General features: G+C 50.9%; 26 protein-coding genes. 17 read left to right on the top strand and 9 right to left on the bottom strand.

Going from position 1 to position 24,937, the window contains the following annotated elements; translation table 11 throughout:
* Nucleotides 1-67 precede the first annotated feature (67 nt).
* A complete protein-coding gene (locus QUF18_RS00540) occupies nucleotides 68-916 on the bottom strand; it encodes a DUF3108 domain-containing protein (protein ID WP_289384299.1) in 849 nt (282 codons plus the stop codon).
* Between the two features lie 338 nt (nucleotides 917-1,254).
* Here QUF18_RS00540 and rpmB point away from each other — a divergent pair, with 338 nt between their 5' ends.
* The 3 genes from rpmB (at nucleotide 1,255) to QUF18_RS00525 (ending at nucleotide 3,323) form a co-directional block, all read left to right on the top strand.
* Nucleotides 1,255-1,548 carry a 50S ribosomal protein L28 gene (rpmB, locus tag QUF18_RS00535; RefSeq protein ID WP_289384298.1) on the top strand — a complete coding sequence of 98 codons (294 nt, stop codon included), beginning with the start codon at nucleotides 1,255-1,257 and terminating at the stop codon, nucleotides 1,546-1,548.
* Nucleotides 1,549-1,628: 80 nt separating this feature from the next.
* The gene (locus QUF18_RS00530; protein WP_289384297.1) at nucleotides 1,629-2,285 is read left to right on the top strand and encodes a VUT family protein; all 657 of its coding nucleotides are present in this window, start codon (nucleotides 1,629-1,631) and stop codon (nucleotides 2,283-2,285) included.
* 300 nt (nucleotides 2,286-2,585) lie between these two features.
* Nucleotides 2,586-3,323 (top strand): SDR family oxidoreductase, encoded by a 738-nt coding sequence (locus tag QUF18_RS00525; protein ID WP_289384296.1) that lies wholly within the window; start codon nucleotides 2,586-2,588, stop codon nucleotides 3,321-3,323.
* A gap of 70 nt (nucleotides 3,324-3,393) precedes the next feature.
* Here QUF18_RS00525 and cobT read toward each other — a convergent pair whose 3' ends face one another.
* From cobT to QUF18_RS00510, 3 genes are all read right to left on the bottom strand, one after another.
* Complete coding sequence (gene cobT / locus QUF18_RS00520) at nucleotides 3,394-5,280, bottom strand: cobaltochelatase subunit CobT (RefSeq protein ID WP_289384295.1); 1,887 nt, start codon at nucleotides 5,278-5,280, stop codon at nucleotides 3,394-3,396.
* Nucleotides 5,281-5,376: 96 nt separating this feature from the next.
* A complete protein-coding gene (gene cobS / locus QUF18_RS00515) occupies nucleotides 5,377-6,363 on the bottom strand; it encodes a cobaltochelatase subunit CobS (protein ID WP_289386063.1) in 987 nt (328 codons plus the stop codon).
* Between the two features lie 286 nt (nucleotides 6,364-6,649).
* Complete coding sequence (locus QUF18_RS00510) at nucleotides 6,650-7,273, bottom strand: J domain-containing protein (RefSeq protein ID WP_289384294.1); 624 nt, start codon at nucleotides 7,271-7,273, stop codon at nucleotides 6,650-6,652.
* A 179-nt stretch (nucleotides 7,274-7,452) separates the two neighbouring features.
* Between QUF18_RS00510 and QUF18_RS00505 the strand changes: the two genes are divergently transcribed.
* A complete protein-coding gene (locus tag QUF18_RS00505; RefSeq protein WP_289384293.1) occupies nucleotides 7,453-7,782 on the top strand; it encodes a BolA family protein in 330 nt (109 codons plus the stop codon).
* A gap of 62 nt (nucleotides 7,783-7,844) precedes the next feature.
* On the opposite strand, the gene aroB is transcribed toward QUF18_RS00505, so the two are convergent.
* The 3 genes from aroB to QUF18_RS00490 all read right to left on the bottom strand — a co-directional run bounded on the left by aroB (nucleotide 7,845) and on the right by QUF18_RS00490 (nucleotide 10,683).
* Nucleotides 7,845-8,969, bottom strand: a complete 1,125-nt coding sequence (gene aroB, locus QUF18_RS00500) for a 3-dehydroquinate synthase (RefSeq protein ID WP_289384292.1) — start codon at nucleotides 8,967-8,969, stop codon at nucleotides 7,845-7,847.
* 15 nt (nucleotides 8,970-8,984) lie between these two features.
* Nucleotides 8,985-9,593 carry a shikimate kinase gene (locus QUF18_RS00495; RefSeq protein ID WP_289384291.1) on the bottom strand — a complete coding sequence of 203 codons (609 nt, stop codon included), beginning with the start codon at nucleotides 9,591-9,593 and terminating at the stop codon, nucleotides 8,985-8,987.
* Nucleotides 9,594-9,702: 109 nt separating this feature from the next.
* Complete coding sequence (locus QUF18_RS00490; RefSeq protein ID WP_289384290.1) at nucleotides 9,703-10,683, bottom strand: tyrosine recombinase XerC; 981 nt, start codon at nucleotides 10,681-10,683, stop codon at nucleotides 9,703-9,705.
* A gap of 92 nt (nucleotides 10,684-10,775) precedes the next feature.
* On the opposite strand from QUF18_RS00490, the gene rimM reads away from it, so the two are divergent.
* The 11 genes from rimM to QUF18_RS00435 all read left to right on the top strand — a co-directional run bounded on the left by rimM (nucleotide 10,776) and on the right by QUF18_RS00435 (nucleotide 20,023).
* Nucleotides 10,776-11,411, top strand: a complete 636-nt coding sequence (rimM, locus tag QUF18_RS00485; protein WP_289384289.1) for a ribosome maturation factor RimM — start codon at nucleotides 10,776-10,778, stop codon at nucleotides 11,409-11,411.
* Nucleotides 11,411-12,106, top strand: coding sequence for a tRNA (guanosine(37)-N1)-methyltransferase TrmD (gene trmD, locus QUF18_RS00480; RefSeq protein ID WP_289384288.1), 696 nt, complete (start codon nucleotides 11,411-11,413; stop codon nucleotides 12,104-12,106). The genes rimM and trmD overlap by 1 nt, the downstream gene beginning before the upstream one ends.
* A complete protein-coding gene (locus tag QUF18_RS00475) occupies nucleotides 12,103-12,459 on the top strand; it encodes a DUF4260 domain-containing protein (RefSeq protein WP_289384287.1) in 357 nt (118 codons plus the stop codon). The genes trmD and QUF18_RS00475 overlap by 4 nt, the downstream gene beginning before the upstream one ends.
* A 212-nt stretch (nucleotides 12,460-12,671) precedes the next feature.
* Nucleotides 12,672-13,109, top strand: coding sequence for a 50S ribosomal protein L19 (rplS, locus tag QUF18_RS00470; RefSeq protein WP_289384286.1), 438 nt, complete (start codon nucleotides 12,672-12,674; stop codon nucleotides 13,107-13,109).
* A 243-nt stretch (nucleotides 13,110-13,352) separates the two neighbouring features.
* Complete coding sequence (gene leuC, locus QUF18_RS00465; RefSeq protein ID WP_289384285.1) at nucleotides 13,353-14,762, top strand: 3-isopropylmalate dehydratase large subunit; 1,410 nt, start codon at nucleotides 13,353-13,355, stop codon at nucleotides 14,760-14,762.
* A gap of 353 nt (nucleotides 14,763-15,115) precedes the next feature.
* On the top strand, nucleotides 15,116-15,583 hold the full coding sequence (locus QUF18_RS00460) for a GNAT family N-acetyltransferase (RefSeq protein WP_121992195.1): 468 nt from the start codon (nucleotides 15,116-15,118) through the stop codon (nucleotides 15,581-15,583).
* 428 nt (nucleotides 15,584-16,011) lie between these two features.
* On the top strand, nucleotides 16,012-16,413 hold the full coding sequence (gene sdhC / locus QUF18_RS00455; RefSeq protein WP_289384284.1) for a succinate dehydrogenase, cytochrome b556 subunit: 402 nt from the start codon (nucleotides 16,012-16,014) through the stop codon (nucleotides 16,411-16,413).
* A gap of 13 nt (nucleotides 16,414-16,426) precedes the next feature.
* Nucleotides 16,427-16,810 (top strand): succinate dehydrogenase, hydrophobic membrane anchor protein, encoded by a 384-nt coding sequence (sdhD, locus tag QUF18_RS00450; protein ID WP_289384283.1) that lies wholly within the window; start codon nucleotides 16,427-16,429, stop codon nucleotides 16,808-16,810.
* An 8-nt stretch (nucleotides 16,811-16,818) separates the two neighbouring features.
* The gene (gene sdhA, locus QUF18_RS00445; RefSeq protein ID WP_289384282.1) at nucleotides 16,819-18,681 is read left to right on the top strand and encodes a succinate dehydrogenase flavoprotein subunit; all 1,863 of its coding nucleotides are present in this window, start codon (nucleotides 16,819-16,821) and stop codon (nucleotides 18,679-18,681) included.
* 17 nt (nucleotides 18,682-18,698) lie between these two features.
* Nucleotides 18,699-19,478 (top strand): succinate dehydrogenase iron-sulfur subunit, encoded by a 780-nt coding sequence (locus QUF18_RS00440; RefSeq protein WP_289384281.1) that lies wholly within the window; start codon nucleotides 18,699-18,701, stop codon nucleotides 19,476-19,478.
* Nucleotides 19,479-19,651: 173 nt separating this feature from the next.
* On the top strand, nucleotides 19,652-20,023 hold the full coding sequence (locus QUF18_RS00435; RefSeq protein ID WP_289384280.1) for a VOC family protein: 372 nt from the start codon (nucleotides 19,652-19,654) through the stop codon (nucleotides 20,021-20,023).
* A gap of 146 nt (nucleotides 20,024-20,169) precedes the next feature.
* On the opposite strand, the gene QUF18_RS00430 is transcribed toward QUF18_RS00435, so the two are convergent.
* Nucleotides 20,170-20,607 (bottom strand): OsmC family protein, encoded by a 438-nt coding sequence (locus tag QUF18_RS00430; RefSeq protein ID WP_289384279.1) that lies wholly within the window; start codon nucleotides 20,605-20,607, stop codon nucleotides 20,170-20,172.
* Between the two features lie 100 nt (nucleotides 20,608-20,707).
* Entirely contained in the window at nucleotides 20,708-21,979 is a 1,272-nt protein-coding gene (locus tag QUF18_RS00425) for a ubiquinone biosynthesis hydroxylase (RefSeq protein WP_289384278.1), read from the bottom strand.
* 202 nt (nucleotides 21,980-22,181) lie between these two features.
* Between QUF18_RS00425 and tesB the strand changes: the two genes are divergently transcribed.
* On the top strand, nucleotides 22,182-23,045 hold the full coding sequence (gene tesB / locus QUF18_RS00420; RefSeq protein WP_289384277.1) for an acyl-CoA thioesterase II: 864 nt from the start codon (nucleotides 22,182-22,184) through the stop codon (nucleotides 23,043-23,045).
* 198 nt (nucleotides 23,046-23,243) lie between these two features.
* The gene (locus QUF18_RS00415) at nucleotides 23,244-24,815 is read left to right on the top strand and encodes a sulfatase-like hydrolase/transferase (protein WP_289384276.1); all 1,572 of its coding nucleotides are present in this window, start codon (nucleotides 23,244-23,246) and stop codon (nucleotides 24,813-24,815) included.
* Nucleotides 24,816-24,937 lie beyond the last annotated feature (122 nt).

Raw genomic sequence — 24,937 nt, 5'->3', positions numbered from 1 at the left:
TTCAATCGCCATTCGGGCCTGACCAAAGCTCCACGAGTCACATTCATGGAGCTTTGGTATCAGATTGCTATTTTGTCTTTTCAAAGCGTGTTGCACGTACTTTGACCGTGCCGATCTGGGTGCCGACGCTGGCGCCCACAGGGGCATAAATACCTGCGCCCTGATTATCCGTGTTCAGGGACGCAAAACTGATGGTGATTTTGCTTTTATCGGCGAGATACCGCACGGATTTTTTATCTTTTTCATAGCCTGAGACCGGCACGAACCTGGCATTGCAGGTGATTGCTGTGCCATCAAAGCCTTTGACTGACAAGCGCTCTGTGCCCGCCGGACTAAGCCGGATTTGTGCGCGTGTTTGTCCGTCAAAGATTTGCAAAGTGCGGTTACAGACCGCAGCAGCAGATGGGCTTGTGATCATCATAGAGCTGATCGGGTCAAAAACTGCTTTCAGATCATTGGCACCCAGTTCTGCCCATGGCGCAACTTTGTTGATCGGCGGTTGGTTATCATAAGCGCTGACAGAGCCGTTTTTGAAACTGATGGATGTGCGCTTGTGCTTTTTACCGCTGCGATAGGTTGTGAGATAAGAGGCAGGCTGCACAGAGGCTGCGGTGCCTTGATTCAGCACCGCGCCGCGAATGGTGATGGAGCCTTTGGTACTGTCAAAAATACGGGCGAGGCCGGAACTATGAAACTCGCCGTCAAGGGTATAGCTGGTATCGGACATCTTGGTATTCATTTCAGAACGCGCAATTGTCATGCCGAAAATGTAAATTCCATATTCCGTGCGGTAGCCGGAATCAGCAGCATATGCAGTAGCAGGCAGAAGAGAAACTGCTGTGAGAAAAATGGTTCCGATCAGGCGTTTTGCGACCGTTTTTTGTTGTGTCTTTGCAGCTATATCCGTCAACAGCATTCGTATCTCCCTGAGACTCACCTGAGCGGGTATTTCACTGTCTGCCAGCCTGAAACTGCAGTACTGGCTCTTTTAATGCCCGCTATTTCTATGATAAAAGCGGCAAAATGGGGTCAAAGACAGTCAATTCCTTGTCATTGGCAGGAATTGGACCTGTAATCCTCTGAAACGGCTTGACGACAACAGCTGCTTTCACTATAGAAACCCGACTTTCCCAATGGGCCGCTGTCCGATATTGCGCGCCGCGACATATCAATTTTATATTGATTATGCTTGAAGCGAAGACGGTATCGGGTATTTGTGCCGGGGCCTGAAACAGAATTTTGAAGGTGAGACCAATGTCCCGCGCTTGTGAACTGACCGGTAAAGCGGTCCTCTACGGCAACAATGTAAGCCATGCGAACAACAAGTCGCGTCGCCGTTATTTGCCAAATCTTTGCAATGTAACTCTGATGTCCGATGCAATGGGCCAGAGCTACCGTCTGCGTATTACAGCCCATGCGCTTCGCTCGGTAGAGCATCGCGGTGGCCTGGATGCATTCCTTGCTAAATCATCGGACAACGAGCTGTCACAGCGCGCACGTCTGCTGAAGCGTCAGGTTGCTAAGAAGCTGGCAGAAGTTGCTGCTTAATAGTCTTTTCGGCTAATTTTCGTTTGCTAAAGGCCGGTTTATCCGGCCTTTTTGCTGGTTCCATTACCCAGGATAAAAAAATGCCATTACAGCATAGTTCCGCTTTAAAAGCGTTGATTTTTCCCGTTCTTGCCATGTGTGCGGCCGTTGCCGCTTCCAATATTCTTGTTCAATATCCGGTGCATTATCTGGGTTTGCAGGAAATTCTCACTTATGGCGCCTTTACCTATCCGTTTGCCTTTCTGGTCAATGATCTGACCAACCGCCGCTTTGGTCCGCAACGCGCCCGTCAGGTCGTTTATGCCGGTTTTGCTCTGGGTGTGATCATGTCGATCTGGCTTGCGAGCCCACGGCTTGCTGTGGCGTCGGGAAGTGCGTTTCTGTTCGCGCAATTGCTTGATATCAGCGTGTTCAGCCGTTTGCGCCGTTTGCGCTGGTGGAAAGCACCTCTAGCCGCAGCACTTTGCGGATCGGTTCTGGATACAATCCTGTTCTTCTCGCTGGCTTTTGCTGCCCCCTTCGCCATGCTGGACACGGTTTTTGGCTTTGCTGACAGTTCCATGATTGATCAGGTGCAATGGTTTGGCCTGACAATGCCACTGTGGCTGTCACTGGCGCTTGGTGACTTTGGTGTCAAGGTTCTGATGAGTGTGGTGATGCTGGTGCCTTACGGGGCGATTCTGGCACTGTTTGCACCATCTATCTATGGCGCAGGCAAACCGGTGCGCACTAAATAACCAGCTAGAGCGTATTCCGAAAAGTGGAAGCCGGTTTTCGGAAAGGATGCGCATAAAAACAAAAAAGATAGAGCAATTCCTATCATTCAAAATAAACGGGAAATGCTCTAATCTTAAAGTGTTAGAGCGACCTTTGTGTGCCAAGTCTGGCACACGGCGCTCTAGCTTTAACGTAATGCTCCTGAGTGCATCTGCTGCGCTCGTTTTCAGGGCAGTACGACACCTTGTAATTCTACCGGTTGCGAATTGATTTTATGTACGGGATAATCGTGCAGTATTTTCACAACCGGATTTTTGAAAATGATTGCGAAAACCACCAAACCGCTTGTTATTGTAACCGGCGCCAGTTCCGGTATCGGTCTGGCAACTGCGAGACACCTATCCGCAGCAGGGCATCCGCTCTTATTGCTGGCGCGGCGTGTCGAGGCCATGCAGGCGCTGAAACTGCCAAACAGTCTTTGCTTGTCCGTTGATGTGATGGATCGTGCTGCGTTTCTTTCGGCGGTTGAGACTGCGCAGGCTCGTTTCGGTATGGCTGATGCAATTGTGAATAACGCCGGTGTCATGTTGCTTGGCGATATAACACGGCAGGATCCGGTGGAATGGGACCGGATGCTTGATGTAAATATTAAAGGGCTGCTGAATGGAATTTATGCCGTTGCAAGCGGTATGGCGGCACGCGGGAGCGGAACAATCATTAATATCAGTTCCGTGGCAGGGCGAAAAACTTTTGCCAATCATACGGCCTATGTGGCGACCAAATTCGCCGTTCACGGCTTGTCAGAAAATCTGCGCGAGGAATTGGCGCCAAGCGGTGTACGGGTTGTGACTATCGCACCGGGAGCCGTTGAAACGGAATTGCTTAGCCATACCAGTGATGCAGCAATTAAAGCCGGTTATGAGGACTGGAAGACTTCAATGGGCAGTCCGGTTTTATCGGCAGACGATGTGGCGCGGGCGGTGCTTTATGCCTATCAACAACCGCAGCAGGTTTGTATTCGTGAGATTGTGTTGGCGGCTACCCGCCAGCAGGCCTGATTGCAGATAAATAAAACCCGAAAGCCGTGTGACTTTCAGGTTTTATTTATCTTAAATGTGAGTGAAGTGATCAGCCTCTGCCGCGACCACGCTTTGGCTGATCCTGATCGTCAAACAGCGATGCGAGCTGCTCGGTCATTGCACCGGCCAGCTCTTCCGCATCAACAATCGTCACCGCGCGTTGGTAATAGCGTGTCACGTCATGACCGATACCAATAGCAATCAGTTCGACTGGCGAACGGTTTTCAATCTCGTCAATCACGGCACGCAAGTGGCGTTCCAGATAATTGCCCGGATTAACCGACAGGGTCGAATCATCAACCGGCGCGCCATCAGAAATCACCATCAGGATTTTGCGCTGCTCAGGACGACCGAGCATACGCTGATGTGCCCACATCAGTGCTTCACCGTCGATGTTTTCTTTCAGCAGACCTTCACGCATCATCAGGCCGAGATTGCGTCGTGCGCGGCGCCATGGCGCATCTGCACTCTTATAAACGATATGACGCAGATCATTGAGGCGGCCCGGCTGTGCAGGCTTGCCGCGTTCCAGCCATGCTTCACGCGACTGGCCGCCTTTCCACGCTTTGGTGGTAAAGCCGAGAATCTCAACTTTCACACCGCAACGCTCCAGCGTGCGTGCGAGAATATCGGCGCAAGTTGCGGCAACCGTAATCGGGCGGCCGCGCATGGAGCCGGAATTGTCGATAATCAGACTGACGACCGTATCGCGGAAATTGGTGTCGCGCTCGGTTTTGAAAGAAAGTGGCTGGGTTGGGTCAATCACCACACGCACCAGCTTGGCACTGTCGAGATGACCTTCTTCCAGATCGAACAGCCATGAGCGATTCTGCTGCGCCATCAGACGGCGCTGCAGACGATTGGCGAGGCGACCGACAACGCCCTGCAAATTCGCAAGCTGCTTATCGAGAAAGCCGCGCAGACGCTCCAGCTCCGCATCGTCGCAGAGATCCGTTGCTTCTACGATCTCGTCGAATTCACGGGTGAAAACCTTGTAATCATTGTGCTTGTCGAAATCAGAGAACGGCTGGTTCGACCGGCGTGCTTCCCCCGGTGTTTCCGCATCTTCTTCTTCGCCGTCATCCGCATCTTCATAAGCGGCATCTTCAGCTTCCAGATCACCGCGCTCGCGATCATCATTTGTATCTTCAGAACTGTCGCCATCACCGGACTGGTTTTCTGCATCTTCTTCCGATGCGCCTTCCTGTGATTCTTCCGGATCAGCCTGTTCTTCCTGCTGGCTTTCTTCGTCGTCACTCTCAGACGGTTCGGCCAGTTCTTCAGCCATATCCAGTGCAACCAGCATTTCACGCACCAGTCGCGCATAATCCTGCTGGCTGTTCAGACGATCGCCAAGTGTTTCAAGCCGTTTACCGGCTTTTTCCTCAATCCAGTCGCGCCACAGCTCAACTACATTGCCGGCCTGTACAGGCGGACGGTAGCCGGTGAGCTTTTCACGCACAAGCAGGGAGATGGCTTCTTCAATCGGGGCATCATCACGCGAGGTAATAGCGGAATAATTGGCGCGGCTATATTTATCTGCCAGCATGGAGGACAAATTGGCTGCCACGCCTTCCATAGCAAGAGCGCCGATAGCTTCAACGCGTGCCTGTTCAACAGCATCATAAATAGCGCGTGCCTGTTGCCCCTGAGGTGCAAGCTGCGCATGAATGCGCGGATCATGACGGGCATGACGCAGTGCCATGGAATCGCCAAGGCCGCGGATGATGGAAATATCTTCAGCTGTCGGACGCTTTGGCAGATCAGGCAGGCGGGCATGATTACCGGTCAAGGCCGGACGGTCATGGCTGAACCCGACTTCAAATTCATTGCTTCCGGCGATTGCACGCACACAGGCAGTGACCGCACGTTTGAAAGGTTCGGAATCGACCGGACCTTTAGGACGTTCGCGTGTGTTATCGCCGGGGCCTGCCATGATGAAACTGCCTTATATCAGAAAACTTAACCCTGTTTCGCTGTCACAATGAAGCGAGAGCGTCCCCGTGGAATACGGGGACGTCATATTTGCGCTTTAAGCGAGAACGACATTAACTGCTGATTCCGGCAGTTCTTCGCCGAAAGCACGCTGATAGAACTCGGCAACGATGGAGCGTTCCAGCTCGTCACATTTGTTCAGGAAGGTTAAGCGGAATGCAAAGCCGACATCTTTGAAAATATTGGCATTTTCAGACCATGTAATCACAGTACGCGGGCTCATAACGGTCGACAGATCGCCATTGATGAAAGCCTGACGGGTCATGTCGGCAACGCGAACCATTTTCGAGACGATCTCACGGCCTTCCGCATTCTGGTAATGCTTGGATTTGGCGAGAATGATCTCAACTTCATTGTCATGCGGCAGGTAGTTCAGCGTGGTAACGATCGACCAACGGTCCATCTGCGCCTGGTTGATCTGCTGGGTACCGTGGTAAAGACCGGTGGTATCGCCGAGACCAACAGTGTTCGCGGTTGCAAACATGCGGAATGCCGGATGCGGATTGATAACACGGCTCTGGTCGAGCAAGGTCAAACGGCCTGAAGCCTCCAGAACGCGCTGAATAACGAACATGACGTCCGGACGACCGGCATCATATTCGTCGAAAACCAGAGCGACATTGTTCTGATAAGCCCAAGGCAGAATACCGTCTTTAAATTCGGTAACCTGCATACCGTCTTTAACAACGATGGCATCTTTACCAATCAGATCAATACGGCTGACATGGCTGTCGAGGTTGACGCGCACACATGGCCAGTTCAGACGGGCTGCAACCTGTTCAATATGGGTGGATTTACCGGTACCGTGGTAACCGGAAACCATGACGCGGCGGTTATAGGCAAAGCCGGCGAGAATCGCCAAGGTTGTCTGGCGGTCAAAAATGTAATCCGGATCTGTTTCCGGTACATGCGGATTTTTTTTGCTATATGCGGGCACGGTCATATCGGAATCAATCCCGAACACGTCACGCACCGATACAGTTGTGTCCGGCATATTGTTTATGTCGAGATCAACCTTGCTCATCATGCCTCCTGAGCGGCGCCTGCATGCCGCTATGTCATCATATGTTCAGAGGGTTTGGTTTGTTTTCCGGTAGCGGAAATCCCTCTATTTCTTTACTTTGCAACAGAGCCGGAAAGAAGCCGGCACTGCTTTTTCTGTGTGTCTTGGCTCAGTTTTTGCCACATAGCCAGTTCCGGTTTTCTATGAAACTGCCTGAAGTGCTGTGCCGGTGTATTTGCCACAGACAGGTTATCAGAGAGCGAAAGCAGTTATACTTACGATGCTCTCTGAAAAAGTCTTTGCCTGTTTAGCAAAAACCTGCGGTCTTTAGCAATTGATAAGCTTGCACAACGTCGCGGAAACGCTCTTCCGAACCGCGATCACCGCCATTGGCATCAGGGTGATGCTGCTTTACCAGCTCTTTATAGCGCGATTTGATCTCGTCGCTGGTCGAATTTGCCGCAATACCCATTGTGGCAAAAGCTTTGGATTCGAGCGGACGCGGGCGTCTGGTCGGGGTTGCGGCTTCAGCGCGGGCTTTGGTCTGCTCAAACAGATTCAGCGGATCGCGGATTTTATTATGATAGGCCGCAGTCCCTGAGCGCATACGGGCAAACTGTGTTGCTGTCTGGCGGGATGTGGTGTTTTTGGTCGTTGTCCAGGTCGGCCGGTCGCCGACAGCTGCATTTTTCTGGAACTTGGCGATTTCTTCATCGCTCAGGCCGGAAAATGCATTGAAGTTTTTGTTATATTCCCGGACGTGATTAATACAGAAATGAAGATACAAGCCTTCACGCGCACCGCCTGCAGGGGCTTTGTGCGTTCCGATTTCTTCGCATCCTTCCCACTGGCACTGAGGGCCTGCGGCTTTTTTTTCTTCCTTGCGGGAGCGGATACGGATGCTGTCAAAATATTTTGAATTCGTTGCCATGATATCAATATTTCGGGGTCAGATCTGATGATACAAGAATTGACATTTCACGATGCATGACCAACCCCTGAAGGGGTAGAATCAAAGCAGACGTGAAATCGGGATTTCGCGGCATTATGTATACCGTAATGGTAACGCATGCGCATAACATAACCCCTATATGGGGGCAGGAGATCAGAATGTCTATTCCTTTGACGCGACAAGAACGGATTACCGCAAAACTCCATGATGCTTTTCAGCCGGTGTTGCTTGATGTCATCAATGAAAGCCATCTTCATGCGGGGCATCATCATACGGACGGCGGCCATGAGGAAGTGTTCGACGGAACCGGTGAAACACATTACCGCGTTGTAATTGTGGCAGAGGCATTTACAGGTCTGAGCCGTGTAGAGCGTCATCGTGCGATCAATGCGCAGCTGGCAGAAGAATTGCATGCGGGTTTGCATGCGATTGCGCTGGAGCCAAGCGCACCGGGTGAACCGACCCGCCGTAGCCGTAAACAGGACTGATCAGGTTATCACGCACCCAAAAGAAGTGTCCGGCAGCTACATTGTTTCTGCCGGACGTCCTTTCACACCAGTTTTTCCTGTAGGAAAGCCTGTACATCTGCCGCACTGACGTCTTTAGCGATGAAGGACTGGCCGAGCCCGCGGGTCAGGATGAACGTCAGTGAACCGCGTGAGACTTTCTTATCCTGCGCGATATAAGACATCAGCACGTCTGCTGATGGCAGACCGGCAATCTCTTTCATGGAAACCGGCAAGCCGGCGGCTTTCAAATGCGCTTCAACCCGTGCAGCAGTATCTTCTGAAATCAGGCCGAGACGTGCAGAGAACTGGTGCGCCAGTACCATACCGATGGCAACGGCTTCACCATGCACGAGGCGTGAAGAATCATAATTGGTCGCTGTTTCCAGCGCATGGCCGAATGTATGGCCGAGATTGAGCAAGGCGCGGTCGCCGGTTTCACGCTCATCGCGGGCAACAACGGCTGCTTTGGCGCGGCAGGATGTGGCAATGGCCTGTTGGCGCGCAGTACCGCCTGCAAAGACGTCCTGCCAGTTGTTTTCCAGCCATTCAAAGAATTCCGGCTGATCGATCAGGCCATATTTGGCAACTTCCGCATAACCGGCTGCAAATTCACGTTTGCTCAGGGTGTCGAGAATATCGGTATCGGCCAGCACCAGTTGCGGCTGGTTGAAAACGCCGACAAGATTTTTGCCATATCCGGTATTAATGCCGGTTTTGCCGCCAACGGACGAATCAACCTGTGCCAGCAGCGAGGTCGGAATTTGAATGAAATTCATGCCACGGCGCACAATACCGGCAACGAAACCGGCGAGATCACCGATTACACCGCCACCCAAGGCAATCACGGCATCGCCGCGCTCTAAACGCGCTTTGAGAATCTCATTGGTCACAGTTTCAAGCGTAGCAAAGCCTTTGGATTTTTCACCGGCCGCCACCACAACCGGTGTCGCGGTAATACCCGCTGCTTCCAAAGCTTTGAGCAAGGATGGCAGATGCAGTTGTGCAAGATTTTCATCAGTAACGACGGCTGCACGGATGCCCGGCAGGCGCATGGCGATTTCCTCACCGGCGCGGGCAAGCAGACCGCTGCCGATCAGAATGTCATAAGAGCGGTCTCCCAGAGATACATGAACGGTTTCGGTTGCGATGTGTCTTGCTGATGTCATGGGAGATACTCGTGTTCAGTCCTGGTTGGGTTCTGTCTTGCGTAAGTGATTGAGCAGCAAATTAATGACCTCCTGTGCGATCACTTCACGTTTTTCATCACGCGACATGATGCTCAGATCGGCGGTGGCATAAACCGGATAACGCTCGGTCATCAGTTTCTGCATGACTGCGCGGGGATCGTCGTTTTTCAGGAGCGGGCGGTCGTGACGGCGCAGTACGCGCTCCATCAATACATCAAGCTCGGCATTGAGCCACAGGGAGATACCGGCTTCAGCAATATTCTCGCGGGTCTGTTCATTCATGAAAGCGCCGCCGCCGGTGGCAAGGATCATTGATCCGCCTTCCAGCAGACGCTGCATAACGCGGCGCTCAAGATCGCGGAATTCCGGCTCGCCGTAAGAGGAAAACAATTCTGTAACGCTCATACGGGAAACATTTTCGATTTCCGTATCAAGATCGTAAAACGGCAATTCCAGCATTGCGGCCATTTTTTTGCCGATGGTGGATTTTCCTGCTCCCATAAGCCCGACCAGCACCACTGGACGCTGGTTCAGCAGGGCTTTGATTTCGTCGGCTTGGCTGCGCAGGTGTGACTGGTCAGCTTTGTTATTTTGGTGCGGCATCGTCTTCTTCTCATGACGGTGCTTCCGTTTGAAACACTTAGATCAAGTCAATCGCTGCTGATCACAAGCTTGTCAAGAAAGATCAGTGATTTTCTGCCGCTATTGACGATTACGCGCTTGAGGGCCGCGCCCGGGGATGCGCTTTATCGTAGATCTCCAGCAAGCGGTCTGTATCCACGCCGGTATAGACCTGTGTGGTGGAAAGGCTGGCATGGCCGAGCAGTTCCTGAATCGTGCGCAGATCACCGCCACGTGCCAGCAGATGGGTGGCAAAAGAGTGTCGCAAAGCATGAGGTGTTGCGGTTTCCGGCAGGTTGAGTGCCGAGCGCATTTTCTGCATTTCCCGCTGAATAATCCCTGCATGAAGTGCGCCGCCTTTCGCGCCGCGAAACAGGGGGACACCATCACTTAAAAGGAACGGGCAGAGGCGTCGATATTCAGCAATCGCCTGATGCACGGCAGGCAGCAGCGGTACAAGACGGCTCTTGCCGCCTTTACCCTGAATTGTCAGAGAGCGGGCAGTGGTATCGGCTATCGCATCCGGTGTCAGGCCAAGCGCTTCAGAAATGCGTAAACCGCAACCATAAAGCAAGGTGAGAACGGCGGCATTGCGTGCAGCAATCCACGGCTCCTCGGCCAGTTGCTGCTGTGTGTCCACAACCCGCAAAGCTGCGTCTGCCGTCAATGGTTTTGGCAGTGATTTTGGCTGGCGCGGCGCGCGGATCGCGCTGGCACCGGCTGCATTCGCCAGTCCCTGCTTTTCAAGATAACGCAGCAATGAGCGTACACCGGCCAGACCGCGCCCGAGAGTCCGCGCACCCGCACCATCATTACGGCGCGATGCCAGATAGGAGCGCAAGTCTGAAACGCGTAGCTCCGACACGTCTTTTAATGCGGGTGGTGTGCCTAGATGACTTGTCATAAAGTGCAGGAACTGTCGGCTGTCGCGCTCATAAGCATTCAGCGTATGTGCTGCCAGTCTGCGGCTGTTGGCTAAACTTCCGAGCCAGTCCTGGCGTGCCTGATTAAGGTCCGGCGCGGCGATAATCAGAAATTCCGCTTTAGATGTTTCTGTTTTGGCTGTTTGCATGGATTGAATCTATAATCCGGTTATCTTAATAAAAATAGAGTTTCTCATGGTCAGGTTACGGAACCGTTGCCGTCCACAGTTTAAGGTTTTTCATGTCTTCTCAGAAAAAAGGCAGCCCTGTGAAGGTTGCAAATCTTGATAATCCGGTTCAGCTCGCCGTTATTGGTGCTGCCCATGGCATCAAAGGGGAAGTGCGTGTTAAAACCTATACCGGCGATCCGCTGGATCTGGGCTCCTATGGTCTGCTCTATGATGCATCCGGCAAAAGCTATGAAATCCTGACGATCCGCCCGAGCAAAACGGTTGTGGTTGTGCGCTTTGCCGGTGTGGAGGACCGCAATGCGGCGGAAGCGCTGAACGGTAAAGAGCTTTATGTGGATCATGCGCAACTGCCGCAGGATCTCGACGAAGACGAATTTTATTATACTGATCTGATTGGTTTGACCGTGCGTGACCGTGAAGGCACGATTTACGGCAAAGTCTCAGCCGTATTTAATTTCGGCGGCGGTGACGTTTTGGAAATTAAAGAAAGCGGCAAAAAGCCGGTTTTGATCCCGTTCACCTTGGTTTCTGTGCCTGAAATCCTGATGGCAGAAGGCGCTATCCTGATTGATCCGCTGGCAGCCGGTCTAGTTGATGATGGTTCAACATCCTCTGACGAAACGGGCGATGATGAAGGCGATGCTGGTGATGCGCTTGAAACAGATGATGACGGATGGGCGCGATAATGAGTTTCAAAGCTTCTGTTCTGACCCTTTATCCTGAAATGTTTCCGGGGCCGCTGGGTACTGCACTTGCAGGGCGCGCTTTGCGCGATGATAAATGGCAGCTCGAAACTGTGCAGATCAGAGATTTTGCGCCCGATAAACACCGGATGGTTGATGATACACCGGCTGGCGGCAGTGCCGGTATGGTAATGAAGCCGGATGTTGTGGCCAGAGCGCTCGACAGTTTAGAGCAGGACAACCGCCCGCGTATTCTGATGAGCCCGCGTGGGAGGCCGCTGACACAGGATCTGGTGCGCGAACTGGCGCAAGGCGAGGGCGCAGTGATTCTCTGCGGGCGCTTTGAGGGCGTGGACGAACGGGTTATTGAAGCGCGCAATCTGATGGAAGTCTCGGTCGGAGATTATATTCTCTCTGGCGGTGAAACCGGCGCAATTGTGCTGCTTGATGCTATTGTTCGCTTAATTCCGGGGGTAATGGGCAATCATGAATCCGGTGAAACCGAGAGTTTTGAAACCGGCCTGCTTGAGCATCCGCATTATACCCGCCCGCAGGAATGGGAAGGCCGCTCTATTCCGACTGTGTTGACGTCCGGTAATCATAAAGCTGTCGATCAGTGGCGGCTGGAAGAAGCAAAGCGCATTACCCGTGAACGCCGCCCCGATCTGTGGGAGGCTTATCAGAACAGGAGCAAATGATGCAGATTCTGAGACGCGCGGAATATGCGGCTGTTTTTCTGCTTGTTTTGTGGCTTTATGGGCAAAGCGGTGCGAGCTGGTGGTGGTTTGTGTTGTTGTTTCTGGTGCCTGACCTGACAATGGCTGGCTATGCGTTTGGCAATCGCGCCGGTGCGCTGGTCTATAATGCAGGTCATAGCTTTCTGGGCGTTGCCGCGCTCGGTCTGTTGATGCATTTGTCAGGGCAGAACTGGCTGTGGCCTTATGTGCTGATCTGGGCAGGGCATATCGCATTCGACCGGATGCTGGGCTACGGACTGAAATATGCCTCAGCGTTTCACGATACGCATCTGGGGCGCATAGGGCTCAATTGAATCAGAACTTCTTGCAGAGGTGAGTTGATTCACAGGCGGTAATGGTGTATTGCCGCCTCACATTTCGGGATTTCCTGAAATCCAATTTTCGTTGACCTGAAATCAATGAGTAGTGAAACCGCTCCTGCCTTTACGGCATAGCATGACGGCAAAGACTGTTTTGCAAGTGATAGCGCTCTGACTGTTCGAGAAGAATCAGAAGGAATAAAACTATGAACATTATTAAGCAGCTTGAAGCTGAACAGATTGCAAAAATTTCTGAAAAGCGCGTTCTGCCTGTTTTCGACGCCGGTGACACTGTTCGCGTTCTCGTACGCGTAACTGAAGGCACACGTACACGTGTACAGGCTTACGAAGGCGTTTGCATTGCCCGTTCAGGCGCAGGCCTGCAGGAAAGCTTCACCGTTCGTAAGATTTCTTACGGCGAAGGTGTAGAGCGCGTATTCCCTGTTTATTCTCCGCTGGTTGAAGGCGTTGAAGTTGTTCGTCGCGGTAAAGTACGTCGTGCGAAACTTTACTACCTTCGTGGTCTTACAGGTAAGGCTGCCCGTATCGTTGAGAAAAAAGACAATCGTTCGAAAGCTGAACGTGAAGCAGACAAGCGCGCTGCTGAGCGTGATGCTGCTGCTAAGGCTGCAGCTGCAGAATAATTTCTGCCAGTTACGATTTTTTGAATTTCAATTGATAAGGGCGGCCTCAATGGCCGCCCTTTTCTTTTTGCAAAGATTAAATGCCGCTTTGGTAATAATCTTGCTGCGACACCCTGTTACGCTTGTCATTTCTTGACGAAATCGCGTGGCAGGTGCATATGAACCATAATCATATCGGTTCTGTAGTGCTATGATTGCCGGGAGGCTAAGGCTGCAGAACGCTTGCAAAGGATAACAAGACCCATGAGCGCGCCGCGTACACTCTATGACAAGATCTGGGACGATCATCTGGTAGATCAGCAGGATGACGGTACCTGCCTGCTTTATATTGATCGCCATCTTGTGCATGAAGTGACCAGCCCTCAGGCTTTTGAAGGTCTGCGCATGGCTGGCCGCAAAGTGCGTCATCCGGAACGCACACTGGCTGTTGTTGACCATAACGTGCCAACCTCGGCGGATCGTATCAACGGCATCAAGAACGAAGAAAGCCGCATTCAGGTTGAAGCTCTGGCTAAAAATGCGGCCGAGTTCGGCGTTGAATATTATTCCGAGCGCGATAAGCGTCAGGGCGTTGTCCATATTGTCGGTCCTGAACAGGGTTTTACCCTGCCGGGCATGACCATTGTTTGCGGCGACAGCCACACATCAACCCACGGTGCTTTTGGTTCGTTAGCACATGGTATCGGCACATCCGAAGTGGAACATGTGCTGGCCACCCAAACCTTGATCCAGAAAAAAGCCAAAAACATGCTGGTGCGTGTGGATGGTAAGCTGGCATCAGGCGTGACCGCCAAAGACATTACACTGGCGATCATCGGTAAAATCGGCACCGCTGGCGGTACCGGTTATGTTATCGAATATGCCGGTGATGCAATCACCTCATTGAGCATGGAAGGCCGTATGACGGTCTGTAATATGTCGATTGAAGGTGGCGCACGCGCTGGTCTGATCGCACCGGATCAGACGACTTTTGATTATATTCGTGGCAAGCCGCGCGCGCCTAAGGGCGAGCAGCTTGAGCAGGCCATGACGTATTGGAAGACCTTGAACACTGATGAAGGTGCGCATTTCGACAAGGTTGTGACTCTAAATGCCGCTGAAATCTCACCGGTTGTCACATGGGGTTCTTCACCGGAAGACGTGGTTTTTGTGACCGATGTGGTGCCTAACCCTGATGATATTCAGGATGATACCAAGCGTTCATCGAAATGGCGTGCGCTGGAATATATGGATCTGAAGCCTGGTACCAAGATCACTGATATTACGATTGACCGCGTCTTTATCGGCTCCTGCACCAATGGCCGTATTGAAGATTTGCGCGATGCCGCACGTATGGTTGAAGGCAAAAAGGTTGCCTCCACTGTCAGCGCGATGATCGTGCCGGGTTCCGGCCTTGTCAAAGAAATGGCTGAAGCTGAAGGTCTGGACAAGATTTTCATCGAAGCAGGCTTTGACTGGCGCGAGCCGGGTTGCTCGATGTGTCTGGCAATGAATGATGACCGATTGGCGCCGGGGGAGCGTTGCGCATCTACTTCAAACCGTAACTTTGAAGGCCGTCAGGGCTTTAAAGGTCGTACCCATCTGGTATCGCCTGCAATGGCCGCCGCCGCAGCTGTGGCGGGGCACTTTGTTGATATCCGCGACTGGCATTAAGCTTTTCAGCTTTTAAAAAAATAAAACCCGTCCATTGCGTAAGATCAATGGGCGGGTTTTTCTTTTCAGCTAAAACAGCACTGATTGGACTAGAGCGTGTCGCGTTTAATCGTACCCACTCAGCTCGCTCTAGATTCTTTAGTTGTCGCATTATCACGACGTCAAGTTGATTCAACTTGACTGTGAAATGCTCTAGAGCGTGTCGCGTTTAATCGTATCCACTAAGCTCGCTCTAGATTTTTTTGATTGTCGCATGTTCGCGAACGCTAAATGAGTCCATTTAGCTGCGACATGCTCTGGTGTTTTTAAAAGAAGCAGTTAGTCTGCTTTATAGTCTCAAAGGGGAAACTATCATGACACAGGATCACGCTATTGATATTTCGCTGCTTCACTTACGTGATGCCCGTGAACTTGCCCCTTTGCTGGCCGACTATGCGCAGGCGCTGAAGCGCGGGGCGCCGCGTCGGCCGGATGAATATTATGCGGAAAAACTGTTGCAGGATCGCAGTGCCGAATTGCTTGGTGCCCGTATTGATGGTGTGCTGGTCGGCTTTGTGATTTTCTATGATCTGCCGGAGCCGGTTTCCGGTATGCGTGCAGGGCAGGTCGATCATATTTATGTGCATCATGACCATCGCAAAAAGGGCATCGCCAAAGCGCTGATCGACGTGCTGGCCGACAAGGCCGAAGAGCGTACATGGAGCAAACTGGCACTCAATGCACCGCGCCAGCCGGAAGATGGCCGCAAGCTCTATGAGCAAATGGCAACGACTGCTGACTGGAGTAGTTTTGTGATTCGTTTCGCACCGCATTTACAATAAATACGCGGATATGCTGTCCGGCGGTTCATATTCAGGACAATTTCTCTGCCGCCGGATTTTATTTTTCAGACAGATGTCTGGAAATAGCCCGTATAAAACCGTTTAAAACGTCATCTCTCTGCTCAGGTGCGACTAATTGCATGGCTGGTCGCATGGTTGTGACTTTGACGTGGTGACAAAAGCGCAGTAGATAAGCCCTAACATGGTCGTCCTTTAAACGATCTTGGCCGTATTCGCTCTACTGCGCGGTTCTGAGCATTCAGCTACAGCACTTGTGCAGCATGTTATTATGACAGAGTTTTCTTGTATGATGTTCGTAGGAGCATCATACAAGAAAACTCTGTTGGGCATGAACAGATCCTGAATTTTGCCGGAGTACCGGCTTATTTAATGTGGCCTGTTTATCGGTAACTTTTACCAGGATAGCTATGACAACAAGACCAATAGTCAAAAGCCAGCGCCCGCTGTCACCGCATTTGTCGATTTACAAACCGGCAATTACCATGACGACGTCGATTATTCACCGTATTACCGGCGGCGCTCTTTATTTCGGCACTGTATTACTTGCCGTTTGGCTGATTTCCGCAGCGGTCAGTGAAGACTGCTTTAATTTCGTCAATGGCCTGTTCGGCTCCTGGGTAGGACAGCTTGTGCTGTTCGGCTACACATGGGCACTGATGCAGCATCTGGCGGGCGGTATCCGTCATTTCATCTGGGATATGGGCGCAGGACTTGAAAAACACACAGCCAGCAAAATTGCTTGGGCAACTGTGGTGTTTTCCGTAATTGCGACAATCCTGATCTGGGTTGTTGCTTACAGCCTGCGCTGAGAGGACAGACATTATGCAAGATATGCGTACCCCTCTGGGTAAGGTTCGCGGCCTTGGTTCTGCCAAGGAAGGAACCGGACATTTCTGGACCCAGCGTATGAGTGCAGTCGCACTGGTGCCGCTGGTGATTTACTTTGTCGGCTTGCTCATCTGCCTCAATGGTGCAGATTATGCAGAAGTCCGCGCTGCAATCGCCCATCCGTTTAATGCGATTGTTATGGCACTGTTTGTTCTGACCGGTGTTTATCACATGCGCTTGGGCATGCAGGTTATTATCGAAGATTATATTCATGGCGAAGGCCTGAAGATTGTTTGCGTTATGCTCAACACCTTCTTTGCGATTGTTGTTGGTGGCGCGAGTGTTTTTGCAATCCTCAAGCTCAGCTTCGGAGGTTGATAGGCCAAATGGCAACAACTAAAGACAAAGCTGCTCATAGCAGCGGTAAAGACAAAGCTGCCAGCGGCAGCAAATATACTTTTGTCGATCACAAATTTGATGTTGTGGTTGTCGGTGCCGGTGGTGCAGGCTTGCGTGCAACACTGGGTATGGCAGAGCAGGGCTTTAAAACAGCCTGTATTACCAAGGTTTTCCCGACGCGCTCCCATACGGTTGCAGCGCAGGGCGGTATTGCGGCTTCGCTTTCCAATATGGGTCCGGACAGCTGGCAGTGGCATATGTATGACACTGTTAAAGGGTCTGACTGGCTCGGTGATACTGACGCTATGGAATATCTCGCCCGTGAAGCGCCTGCGGCGGTTTATGAGCTGGAACATTACGGCGTGCCATTTTCGCGTACCGAAGAAGGCAAAATTTATCAGCGTCCGTTCGGCGGTCACATGCAGAACTACGGTGATGGTCCGCCAGTTCAGCGCACTTGCGCGGCTGCTGACCGTACCGGTCACGCGATTTTGCACACACTTTACGGCCAGTCGCTTAAGAACAATGCGCAGTTCTTCATTGAATATTTTGCGCTTGATCTGATCATGACTGACGGCGTCTGCACAGGCGTTGTGGCATGGAATCTGGATGATGGTACAATCCATCGCTTTACTGCCAAAATGGTGGTTCTGGCGACCGGTGGTTATGGTCGTTCATATTTCTCGGCAACCTCTGCCCATACCTGTACCGGTGACGGTGGCGGTATGGTTGCACGTGCCGGCTTGCCTTTGCAGGATATGGAATTTGTTCAGTTCCACCCGACCGGTATTTACGGTGCAGGCTGCCTGATTACTGAAGGCGCACGCGGTGAAGGCGGCTATCTGGTGAATTCTGAGGGCGAGCGCTTCATGGAGCGTTATGCACCTTCGGCAAAAGATCTGGCATCGCGTGACGTTGTGTCCCGCTGCATGACCATTGAGATCCGTGAAGGCCGCGGCGTTGGCAAGAACAAAGATCACATCTATCTGCATCTGGATCATCTTGATCCGGCAATTCTGCATGAGCGTCTGCCGGGTATTTCGGAAAGCGCCAAGATTTTCGCCGGTGTTGATCTGACCAAAGAGCCTATTCCGGTTCTGCCAACTGTTCACTACAATATGGGCGGCGTGCCGACCAACTATTGGGGTGAAGCGCTGAACCCGACCGAAGAAAATCCGGATCGTGTACAGCCTGGTCTGATGGCTGTTGGTGAAGCTGGTTGTGCGTCCGTTCACGGTGCAAACCGTCTCGGTTCAAACTCGCTGATCGATCTCGTGGTATTTGGCCGTGCGGCTGCAATCCGCGCCGGTGAAGTGATTGACCGTGATGCAAAAATTCCTGATCTGAATCTCGCTGCTTGCGACAAGATCATGGAACGTTTCGACCGTCTGCGTTTTGCTGACGGCGGCACACCGACTGCCGTGTTGCGTGAAAAGATGCAGCGCACCATGCAGGAAGATGCTGCTGTGTTCCGTACCTCAGAATCCCTGAAGCAGGGTTGTGAACGTATGGCCGAAATCTGGAAAGAAATGCCGGATATCAAAGTGACCGATCGTTCATTGATCTGGAACTCCGATCTGATGGAAACGCTGGAGCTGGAAAACCTGATGGCGAATGCGATGACCACTGTTGTGGCCGCTGAAGCCCGTAAGGAAAGCCGTGGCGCCCATGCCCATGAGGATTTCCCGAATCGTGATGACGTGAACTGGCGTAAGCATTCGCTGTCCTGGCTCTCAGAAGACGGTAAGGTTACGCTTGGAAGCCGCCCTGTTCATCTTGACCCGCTGGTCAAGGAAGAAGACGGTGGTATCAGTCTGGCAAAAATCGCGCCTAAAGCGCGCGTTTACTAAGGACAAGGGAAAGAGCAATGGTAGAACTGGCACTTCCCAAGAATTCGCAGATCCGTCCCGGCAAAGTCTGGGACAAGCCTGCGGGTGCAACAAATCTGCGTGAATTCAAGATTTACCGCTGGTCGCCGGATGATGGTGAAAACCCGCGTCTCGACACATTTTATGTCGATCTTGATGATTGCGGCCCGATGGTTCTCGATGCACTGCTGTACATCAAGAACAACATTGACCCGACCCTGACGCTGCGTCGCTCCTGCCGTGAAGGTATTTGCGGCTCCTGCGCAATGAATATTGATGGCTCGAATACGCTTGCATGCACCAAAGGCATGGAAGACATCAAAGGCACAGTTAAGATCTATCCATTGCCGCATATGCCGGTTGTGAAGGATCTGGTTCCTGATTTGAGCCACTTCTACGCGCAGCATCGCTCGATTGAGCCATGGCTGAAAACGGTTTCTCCTGAACCGCAGAAAGAGTGGCTGCAGAGCCATGAAGATCGCGCCAAACTGGACGGCCTTTATGAGTGCATTCTCTGCGCCTGCTGCTCGACCTCGTGCCCAAGCTATTGGTGGAACGGCGACCGTTATCTCGGCCCAGCCGTGCTGCTGCAGGCTTATCGCTGGTTGATTGATAGCCGCGATGAAGCGAAAGGCGAACGTCTCGACAATCTCGAAGATCCGTTCCGTCTTTATCGCTGCCATACGATCATGAACTGCGCGCAGACCTGCCCTAAAGGCCTGAATCCTGCGAAGGCGATTGCCGAAATCAAGAAAATGATGGTCGAGCGCCGCGTGTAATCGAGACGAGCAATATACAAATCGAAAAGGCACCGTTCGCGGTGCCTTTTTTATGATCTTTCATAAATCTGCCTGATTAAGCGCGCTTAAATTTTACAGTTCATTCTGCAACTCTTGCGCGCTTACAGCATTTGGTGTTTGCATAAGCTGTGTAATCTTTGGCGGAGGCCGTTATGCTTGATCAGATCGGATTTATGGTCACCAATAAAGATAAAGCGCGGGCGTTTTATTCCGCTGCTTTGGCGCCGCTGGGTATTGATGCGGTCACAGAATTTGGTAACTGGCAGGGCTATGGTCGGCACGGTAAGCCGGAATTTTGGATAGGCTCACAAAAAGGCTCTGCCTATAAAGGTCATATGCATCTGGCGTTTATGGCTGGGACGCGCGGTGAAGTTGAACGATTTTATCAGGCGGCACTCAGTGCAGGTGGTATTGACCATAGCGCACCGGTTTTACGCCCGAATTATCATGCGGATTATTTCAGCGCTTTGGTCAAAGACCCGGACGGACATATGATTGAGGTTGTGTGCCATATGCCTGCTTAGAGCGCGTTTCGATCTGATTGGATCAGATCGGCGCTCTAATCATTTGTTTTAACGCGCATCTTTTCCGAAAACCATTTTCCACTTTTCGGGATGCGCTCTAAAGCAAAGCCGCGGGTTAAACCTGCGGCTTTTATCTTTGATCGTATTTAAAGCAGTGTGGCAGTCAGGCTGATCTCCAGTGCGTTCAAGGCGCGGGATACAGGACAGTTTTCCTTGGCCTGTTTGGCCAGTTTTTGGAAGTCACTCTCTGAAATATTGGCAACGCGGGCACGCAATGTCAGATCGCTTTTGGCAATGGAAAAACCACCACCTTCATTTGGCACTGTGCTGATGGTTGCAGTCGCCTGCAATTCTGTTGGTGGTGTGCCATTGGTTGACAGCAGCGATGACAGCATCATGGCAAAGCAACCGGCATGTGCAGCACCAATGAGTTCTTCGGGGTTGGTGCCGGCTTTTCCGTGAATATCTTCTGTACGTGATTTAAAGCTGTAGCCCAGATCATTGAGCGCAGTGCTTTGCGTAGATAATTTACCTGTACCGGTCTTCAGATCGCCGTTCCAGATTGCTGTGGCAGTTCGGTTCATTATCTTATCCTCGGTGAGAGTTTAACGTCCATAAAAGAGATAGTCCCCTTTTATGGCTTATCCAGAGAATGAACCGAATTTATGTCTGCTATGCCAATTTTCAGATGGCTTCACCCTGTAACAGGCGCGGGTTTTCCTTGCCAAAACCGGCAGCCTGTTTGATGAAATAGTTCTTCATCACCGGCAGACGATCAACCAGACCGAGACCGATATCGCGCACGGTGCGAAGCGCCAGACTATCATTGGAGAACAGGCGGGTCAGAACATCGGTGCTGACACCCATCTGTACGGTGTCGAAACGGCGCCATGTCTGGTACTGTTCCAATGCGGCAAAGGAGCCGATATCAAGGCCAAGACGCTCGGTATCGACAATCACCTGTGCAAGCGTTGCCGCATCGCGGAAGCCGAGATTAAGGCCTTGTCCGGCAATCGGGTGAATACCATGTGCGGCATCACCGACCAGTGCAAAACGCGGTTTTACAAATTCACGTGCCAGTGTCAGACCGAGCGGAAAGGCACGTTTGTTACCTTCAATACGGATTTCACCCAAGTGATGACCGAAGCGCTGTTCCAGTTCTGCTTCAAAGACAAAATCATCCTGTGCAACCAGACGGTTCGCATCTTCAGTGCGCTCTGCCCAGACGAGGGATGAACGATTGCCTTTCAGTGGCAAAATCGCAAAGGGGCCGGCTGGCAGAAAATGCTCAATCGCGCGGCCTTCATGCGGGCGCTCATGAGAAACATTACAAACAATCCCGGACTGACCATAGCTCCAATGTACTGTTTTGATACCGGCCTGATCGCGCATACGGGAGCGTACGCCGTCAGCTCCAACCAACAGGCGCGTCTCAAGAAGACGGCCATCTGCTAAGGTTACAGTCACAGCATTGGACGCGGTGGTGAAACCGTCAACGCCGCAGCCTTCAATAACGTGTATGCCAAGCTCCGCAGCCTTGGCATGGAGCGAAGCATTCAGAACCTTGTTTTCAACCATATGAGCGAAAGGTTCACCCGGATTAACTTCACCGGCAAAAGTCAGAAAAACAGGGCGTACCGGATCGGAAACACGCGAATCCGTAATCACCATATCGTTGATCGGCTGCGCATCTGCTTTAATGGCCTGCCAGCAGCCAAGCTGTCCGAGCATACGGGTTGCGGCAGCAGCAATGGCGGAAGCGCGCGGATCTTTTTTCCACTGACCGGCAGGAGCCGCATCAATGATGGTAACGTCAAGCTGCGGTGCGCCGGTTTTAATAGCAACCGCAGTGGTCATCCCCACATAGCCCGCACCGGCAATCAGAACATCTGTTTTGACCGGCGCTGAAGGTGTTTCAGCAGTAACCGGCGATGATTTGCGGGACGTTTTGGCCATGAGGGTTTCCTTCTCTGCACAACAGGTTTGCAGGACTGTCAGTTCCTTTTAAACGTGTTCGTGCTTTATATCATATAGATGTAGATAGGCTTTAAGCTGGTTTGTCTCAAGCGGAAATGCCGCAGTTTTTATCCGCATTCCCTTGCACCTTCGGTCAACCGGTTGTAGCCATAGTGTATCTGTTGCAGAAAATGAGTTTTCTATGTCTGACGCGATGAAAGAATTATTGTCGATCCTTGATCTGGAACCGCTGGAGCATAATCTGTTTCGTGGTCGCAGCCCGCAGGTGGGCTGGCAGCGGGTGTTTGGCGGACAGGTGATCGGTCAGGCGCTGGTAGCGGCGCAACGTACTGTTGAGGAGGGGCGCTTTGTCCATTCGCTGCATGGTTATTTCATGCGGCCGGGCGACCCTTCGATCCCGATTATTTATCGCGTTGAACGGCTGCGTGATGGTTCCAGTTTCTCGACCCGTCAGGTTGTGGCTGTGCAGCATGGCAAGGCAATTTTCACGCTTTCTGCATCTTTCCAAATTGATGAGCCGGGGCTGGAACATCAGATTCCGATGCCACTGCATGTACCAATGCCGGAAAAGCTGCTCAGCATCAGGGATATGAAAGAGCAATATCTCGAAATGGCGCCGAAAGTGGTGCGTAAATATCTGGAGCGCGAGCAGCCGATTGATATGAAGCCGGTTTCGCTCAGTCACTATCTGACCAGAGACCCGCTCCCGCCGGAACAGAATGTCTGGGTGCGTGCCTGTGGCGAAGTGCCAAATGACCGCGCCTTACAATCCGCCATTCTGGCTTATCTTTCAGATATGACTTTACTGGATACATCGCTGCACGCGCATGGTCGCGTTGTATTTGATCCGGGCATACAGGTTGCCAGTCTGGATCATTCCATGTGGTTCCATCACCCGAACAAGCTGAATGACTGGCTGCTTTATAGTCAGGACAGCCCGATGGCGACCGGTGCCCGTGGCTTCAATCGCGGTTCTATTTTCACCCGAGATGGTGTGCTGATTGCTTCAACAGCTCAGGAAGGTCTGATCCGCATACGTGATTAAGCCTGAAGCTTTTAGCTATGAAATTACAAAACACGCCTGCGGGCGTGTTTTTTTATTTTTAGTAAGATAATTTATAAATTAGACTTTATTAATTTTAAACTCATTTTACTTGTTTATTGTTTATTGTTTGAGATACTTTGTTGACAATACTGAATTTAAATTTAAATAAACAAAAAATTTAAATTTAACGGTAATATTATGAAGAAAAACAAAATAAATATAGTTGATATAATATTTGCCGTGATAATTTCATTTTTGGTGGGAGACATAGCCAGAAAAATAACCGAGTTACCTCGCTATGCATGGGTCAATATTGGTATAATTTGTGCCGTTTTTTTAATATGTATTTTGATTTTTCTTGGAAAAAACGCAGTAACGAAAAAGCATAAATTTGCTTTTTCTATACTTCCTTTGTTTGTTGTTTATTTTTGCTTTTGGTATCAAAAATTATTCGGTGATGTAGATGTTGGGGCTTTAATGTTTCACTTCGAGGCAGGTCTCGAAGGTGCAGCTACAGAAGCAGCTCTTTTCCGTGAGGCTTCGCGATATTTTCTGCTTTTTGTATTGATGAGCGTTTCTTTGGTATACCTGATCAACAGGTTCAGAGTTATAGAGATCGCGGATCGTTTGTTGGCGCTTCCAATTTTTCTGGTAACGCCTTTTGCTACCCATTTAATTGGGTCGCTATATTATTCCCAATATCACTCCGTTATGCCTGCGCTGTTTCAGGATGTGGATCGGAATATTGCATTATCTGCTCCTCCTAAGAATGTTATTCTGATCTATGCCGAAAGCGGAGAGAGAACTTATCAATATTTGGAAAATGGTAAGACCGTTTATGCACCTATGATTGATGTTGCCAGTCAGGGAATGGAAATTGTTGGTGTTGAGCAGGTGACGAATACAGGCTGGACTGTTGCTGGATTAATCGCCAGTCAATGCGGTACTTCCCTGCAGCCTATTGGCTTGTTAAGTGAAAATAATTTTGCGCAACGTAAAGATTTTCTGCCTGGAGTGACATGCCTAAGCGATGTTCTGGCGGCAAACGGCTATAATAATGAATTTGTTTATGGTGGTGATCTGGCTTTTGCCGGCACAGATAAATTTATGTCGCAACATAACTATAAAAAATCAGTTACTTATCCGATTTATAGGGAAAAAGCGGGCGATTATTTAAACTCATGGGGCTTGTATGATGACACATTGTTTGGTGCGGCATTGGAAAAAGCGCATGAATTACGTGAAAATGAAAAGCCGTTTTTGCTTACAGTTTTGACGATTGGTGGTCATAGTTCAAAAGGTTATCCGTCGCAAAGCTGTAAATCTGATCTGGCTCCGGCCAGTGATAAAAGCATTTTATTCTCTGTGCAATGTATGGGACATCATATTAAGCAGTTTATCAGTGATCTCGAAAAAGCGAATTTGTTAGATAATACCCTGGTCGTGGTCATGAGTGATCATCTGGTAATGCAAACAGAGGTCACATCACAGCTTAAGAAGCATAATCGTTTGAATTTTCTTGCATTTATCGGTTCTGGTGTTGATGTTTCTGTGAGAAATAAACAGGCTGCAACTTTTGATACTTACCCTACAATACTGGAATTGCTTGGGTTTAATCTGCCGGAAAGACGTGCGGGATTAGGCGTGTCTCTGCTATCCGATCAGCCGACATTGGTTGAGCAATTTGGTACAGGGCAGTTGAACAGTATGATTAAATACGACAGGGCTCTAACAAAGAAAATTTGGTTATCAAGCAATGAGGGGTCTTAAAAGTGTTAGAGCGATCTTTGTGTACCAAGTATGGCACGCGGCGCTCTAGCTGAGGCATGAATAGCGATGCGCCCATGGTTAATGTTGCCTTAACTGCCAATATTGTATGATCGGATGCGATT

The sequence above is a fragment of the Pseudochrobactrum kiredjianiae genome (genome assembly GCF_030362795.1).
Classification (GTDB): Bacteria; Pseudomonadota; Alphaproteobacteria; order Rhizobiales; family Rhizobiaceae; genus Pseudochrobactrum; species Pseudochrobactrum kiredjianiae.
This window is presented reverse-complemented; position numbering and strand designations above follow the sequence as displayed.

What these genes read in the sequence shown, in the direction of transcription:
- cobT (WP_289384295.1), bottom strand. Translation starts at nt 5,280, where the DNA reads ATGGCAGGCCCCGGCGATAACACACGCGAACGTCCTAAAGGTCCGGTC.
- sdhC (WP_289384284.1), top strand. Translation starts at nt 16,012, where the DNA reads ATGACAACAAGACCAATAGTCAAAAGCCAGCGCCCGCTGTCACCGCAT.
- QUF18_RS00440 (WP_289384281.1), top strand. Translation starts at nt 18,699, where the DNA reads ATGGTAGAACTGGCACTTCCCAAGAATTCGCAGATCCGTCCCGGCAAA.
- sdhD (WP_289384283.1), top strand. Translation starts at nt 16,427, where the DNA reads ATGCAAGATATGCGTACCCCTCTGGGTAAGGTTCGCGGCCTTGGTTCT.
- sdhA (WP_289384282.1), top strand. Translation starts at nt 16,819, where the DNA reads ATGGCAACAACTAAAGACAAAGCTGCTCATAGCAGCGGTAAAGACAAA.
- aroB (WP_289384292.1), bottom strand. Translation starts at nt 8,969, where the DNA reads ATGACATCAGCAAGACACATCGCAACCGAAACCGTTCATGTATCTCTG.
- QUF18_RS00540 (WP_289384299.1), bottom strand. Translation starts at nt 916, where the DNA reads ATGCTGTTGACGGATATAGCTGCAAAGACACAACAAAAAACGGTCGCA.
- QUF18_RS00530 (WP_289384297.1), top strand. Translation starts at nt 1,629, where the DNA reads ATGCCATTACAGCATAGTTCCGCTTTAAAAGCGTTGATTTTTCCCGTT.
- QUF18_RS00430 (WP_289384279.1), bottom strand. Translation starts at nt 20,607, where the DNA reads ATGAACCGAACTGCCACAGCAATCTGGAACGGCGATCTGAAGACCGGT.
- QUF18_RS00495 (WP_289384291.1), bottom strand. Translation starts at nt 9,593, where the DNA reads ATGCCGCACCAAAATAACAAAGCTGACCAGTCACACCTGCGCAGCCAA.
- QUF18_RS00425 (WP_289384278.1), bottom strand. Translation starts at nt 21,979, where the DNA reads ATGGCCAAAACGTCCCGCAAATCATCGCCGGTTACTGCTGAAACACCT.
- QUF18_RS00435 (WP_289384280.1), top strand. Translation starts at nt 19,652, where the DNA reads ATGCTTGATCAGATCGGATTTATGGTCACCAATAAAGATAAAGCGCGG.
- trmD (WP_289384288.1), top strand. Translation starts at nt 11,411, where the DNA reads ATGAGTTTCAAAGCTTCTGTTCTGACCCTTTATCCTGAAATGTTTCCG.
- QUF18_RS00525 (WP_289384296.1), top strand. Translation starts at nt 2,586, where the DNA reads ATGATTGCGAAAACCACCAAACCGCTTGTTATTGTAACCGGCGCCAGT.
- QUF18_RS00460 (WP_121992195.1), top strand. Translation starts at nt 15,116, where the DNA reads ATGACACAGGATCACGCTATTGATATTTCGCTGCTTCACTTACGTGAT.
- QUF18_RS00415 (WP_289384276.1), top strand. Translation starts at nt 23,244, where the DNA reads ATGAAGAAAAACAAAATAAATATAGTTGATATAATATTTGCCGTGATA.
- rplS (WP_289384286.1), top strand. Translation starts at nt 12,672, where the DNA reads ATGAACATTATTAAGCAGCTTGAAGCTGAACAGATTGCAAAAATTTCT.
- QUF18_RS00490 (WP_289384290.1), bottom strand. Translation starts at nt 10,683, where the DNA reads ATGCAAACAGCCAAAACAGAAACATCTAAAGCGGAATTTCTGATTATC.
- QUF18_RS00475 (WP_289384287.1), top strand. Translation starts at nt 12,103, where the DNA reads ATGATGCAGATTCTGAGACGCGCGGAATATGCGGCTGTTTTTCTGCTT.
- QUF18_RS00510 (WP_289384294.1), bottom strand. Translation starts at nt 7,273, where the DNA reads ATGGCAACGAATTCAAAATATTTTGACAGCATCCGTATCCGCTCCCGC.
- cobS (WP_289386063.1), bottom strand. Translation starts at nt 6,363, where the DNA reads ATGAGCAAGGTTGATCTCGACATAAACAATATGCCGGACACAACTGTA.
- rpmB (WP_289384298.1), top strand. Translation starts at nt 1,255, where the DNA reads ATGTCCCGCGCTTGTGAACTGACCGGTAAAGCGGTCCTCTACGGCAAC.
- leuC (WP_289384285.1), top strand. Translation starts at nt 13,353, where the DNA reads ATGAGCGCGCCGCGTACACTCTATGACAAGATCTGGGACGATCATCTG.
- tesB (WP_289384277.1), top strand. Translation starts at nt 22,182, where the DNA reads ATGTCTGACGCGATGAAAGAATTATTGTCGATCCTTGATCTGGAACCG.
- QUF18_RS00505 (WP_289384293.1), top strand. Translation starts at nt 7,453, where the DNA reads ATGTCTATTCCTTTGACGCGACAAGAACGGATTACCGCAAAACTCCAT.
- rimM (WP_289384289.1), top strand. Translation starts at nt 10,776, where the DNA reads ATGTCTTCTCAGAAAAAAGGCAGCCCTGTGAAGGTTGCAAATCTTGAT.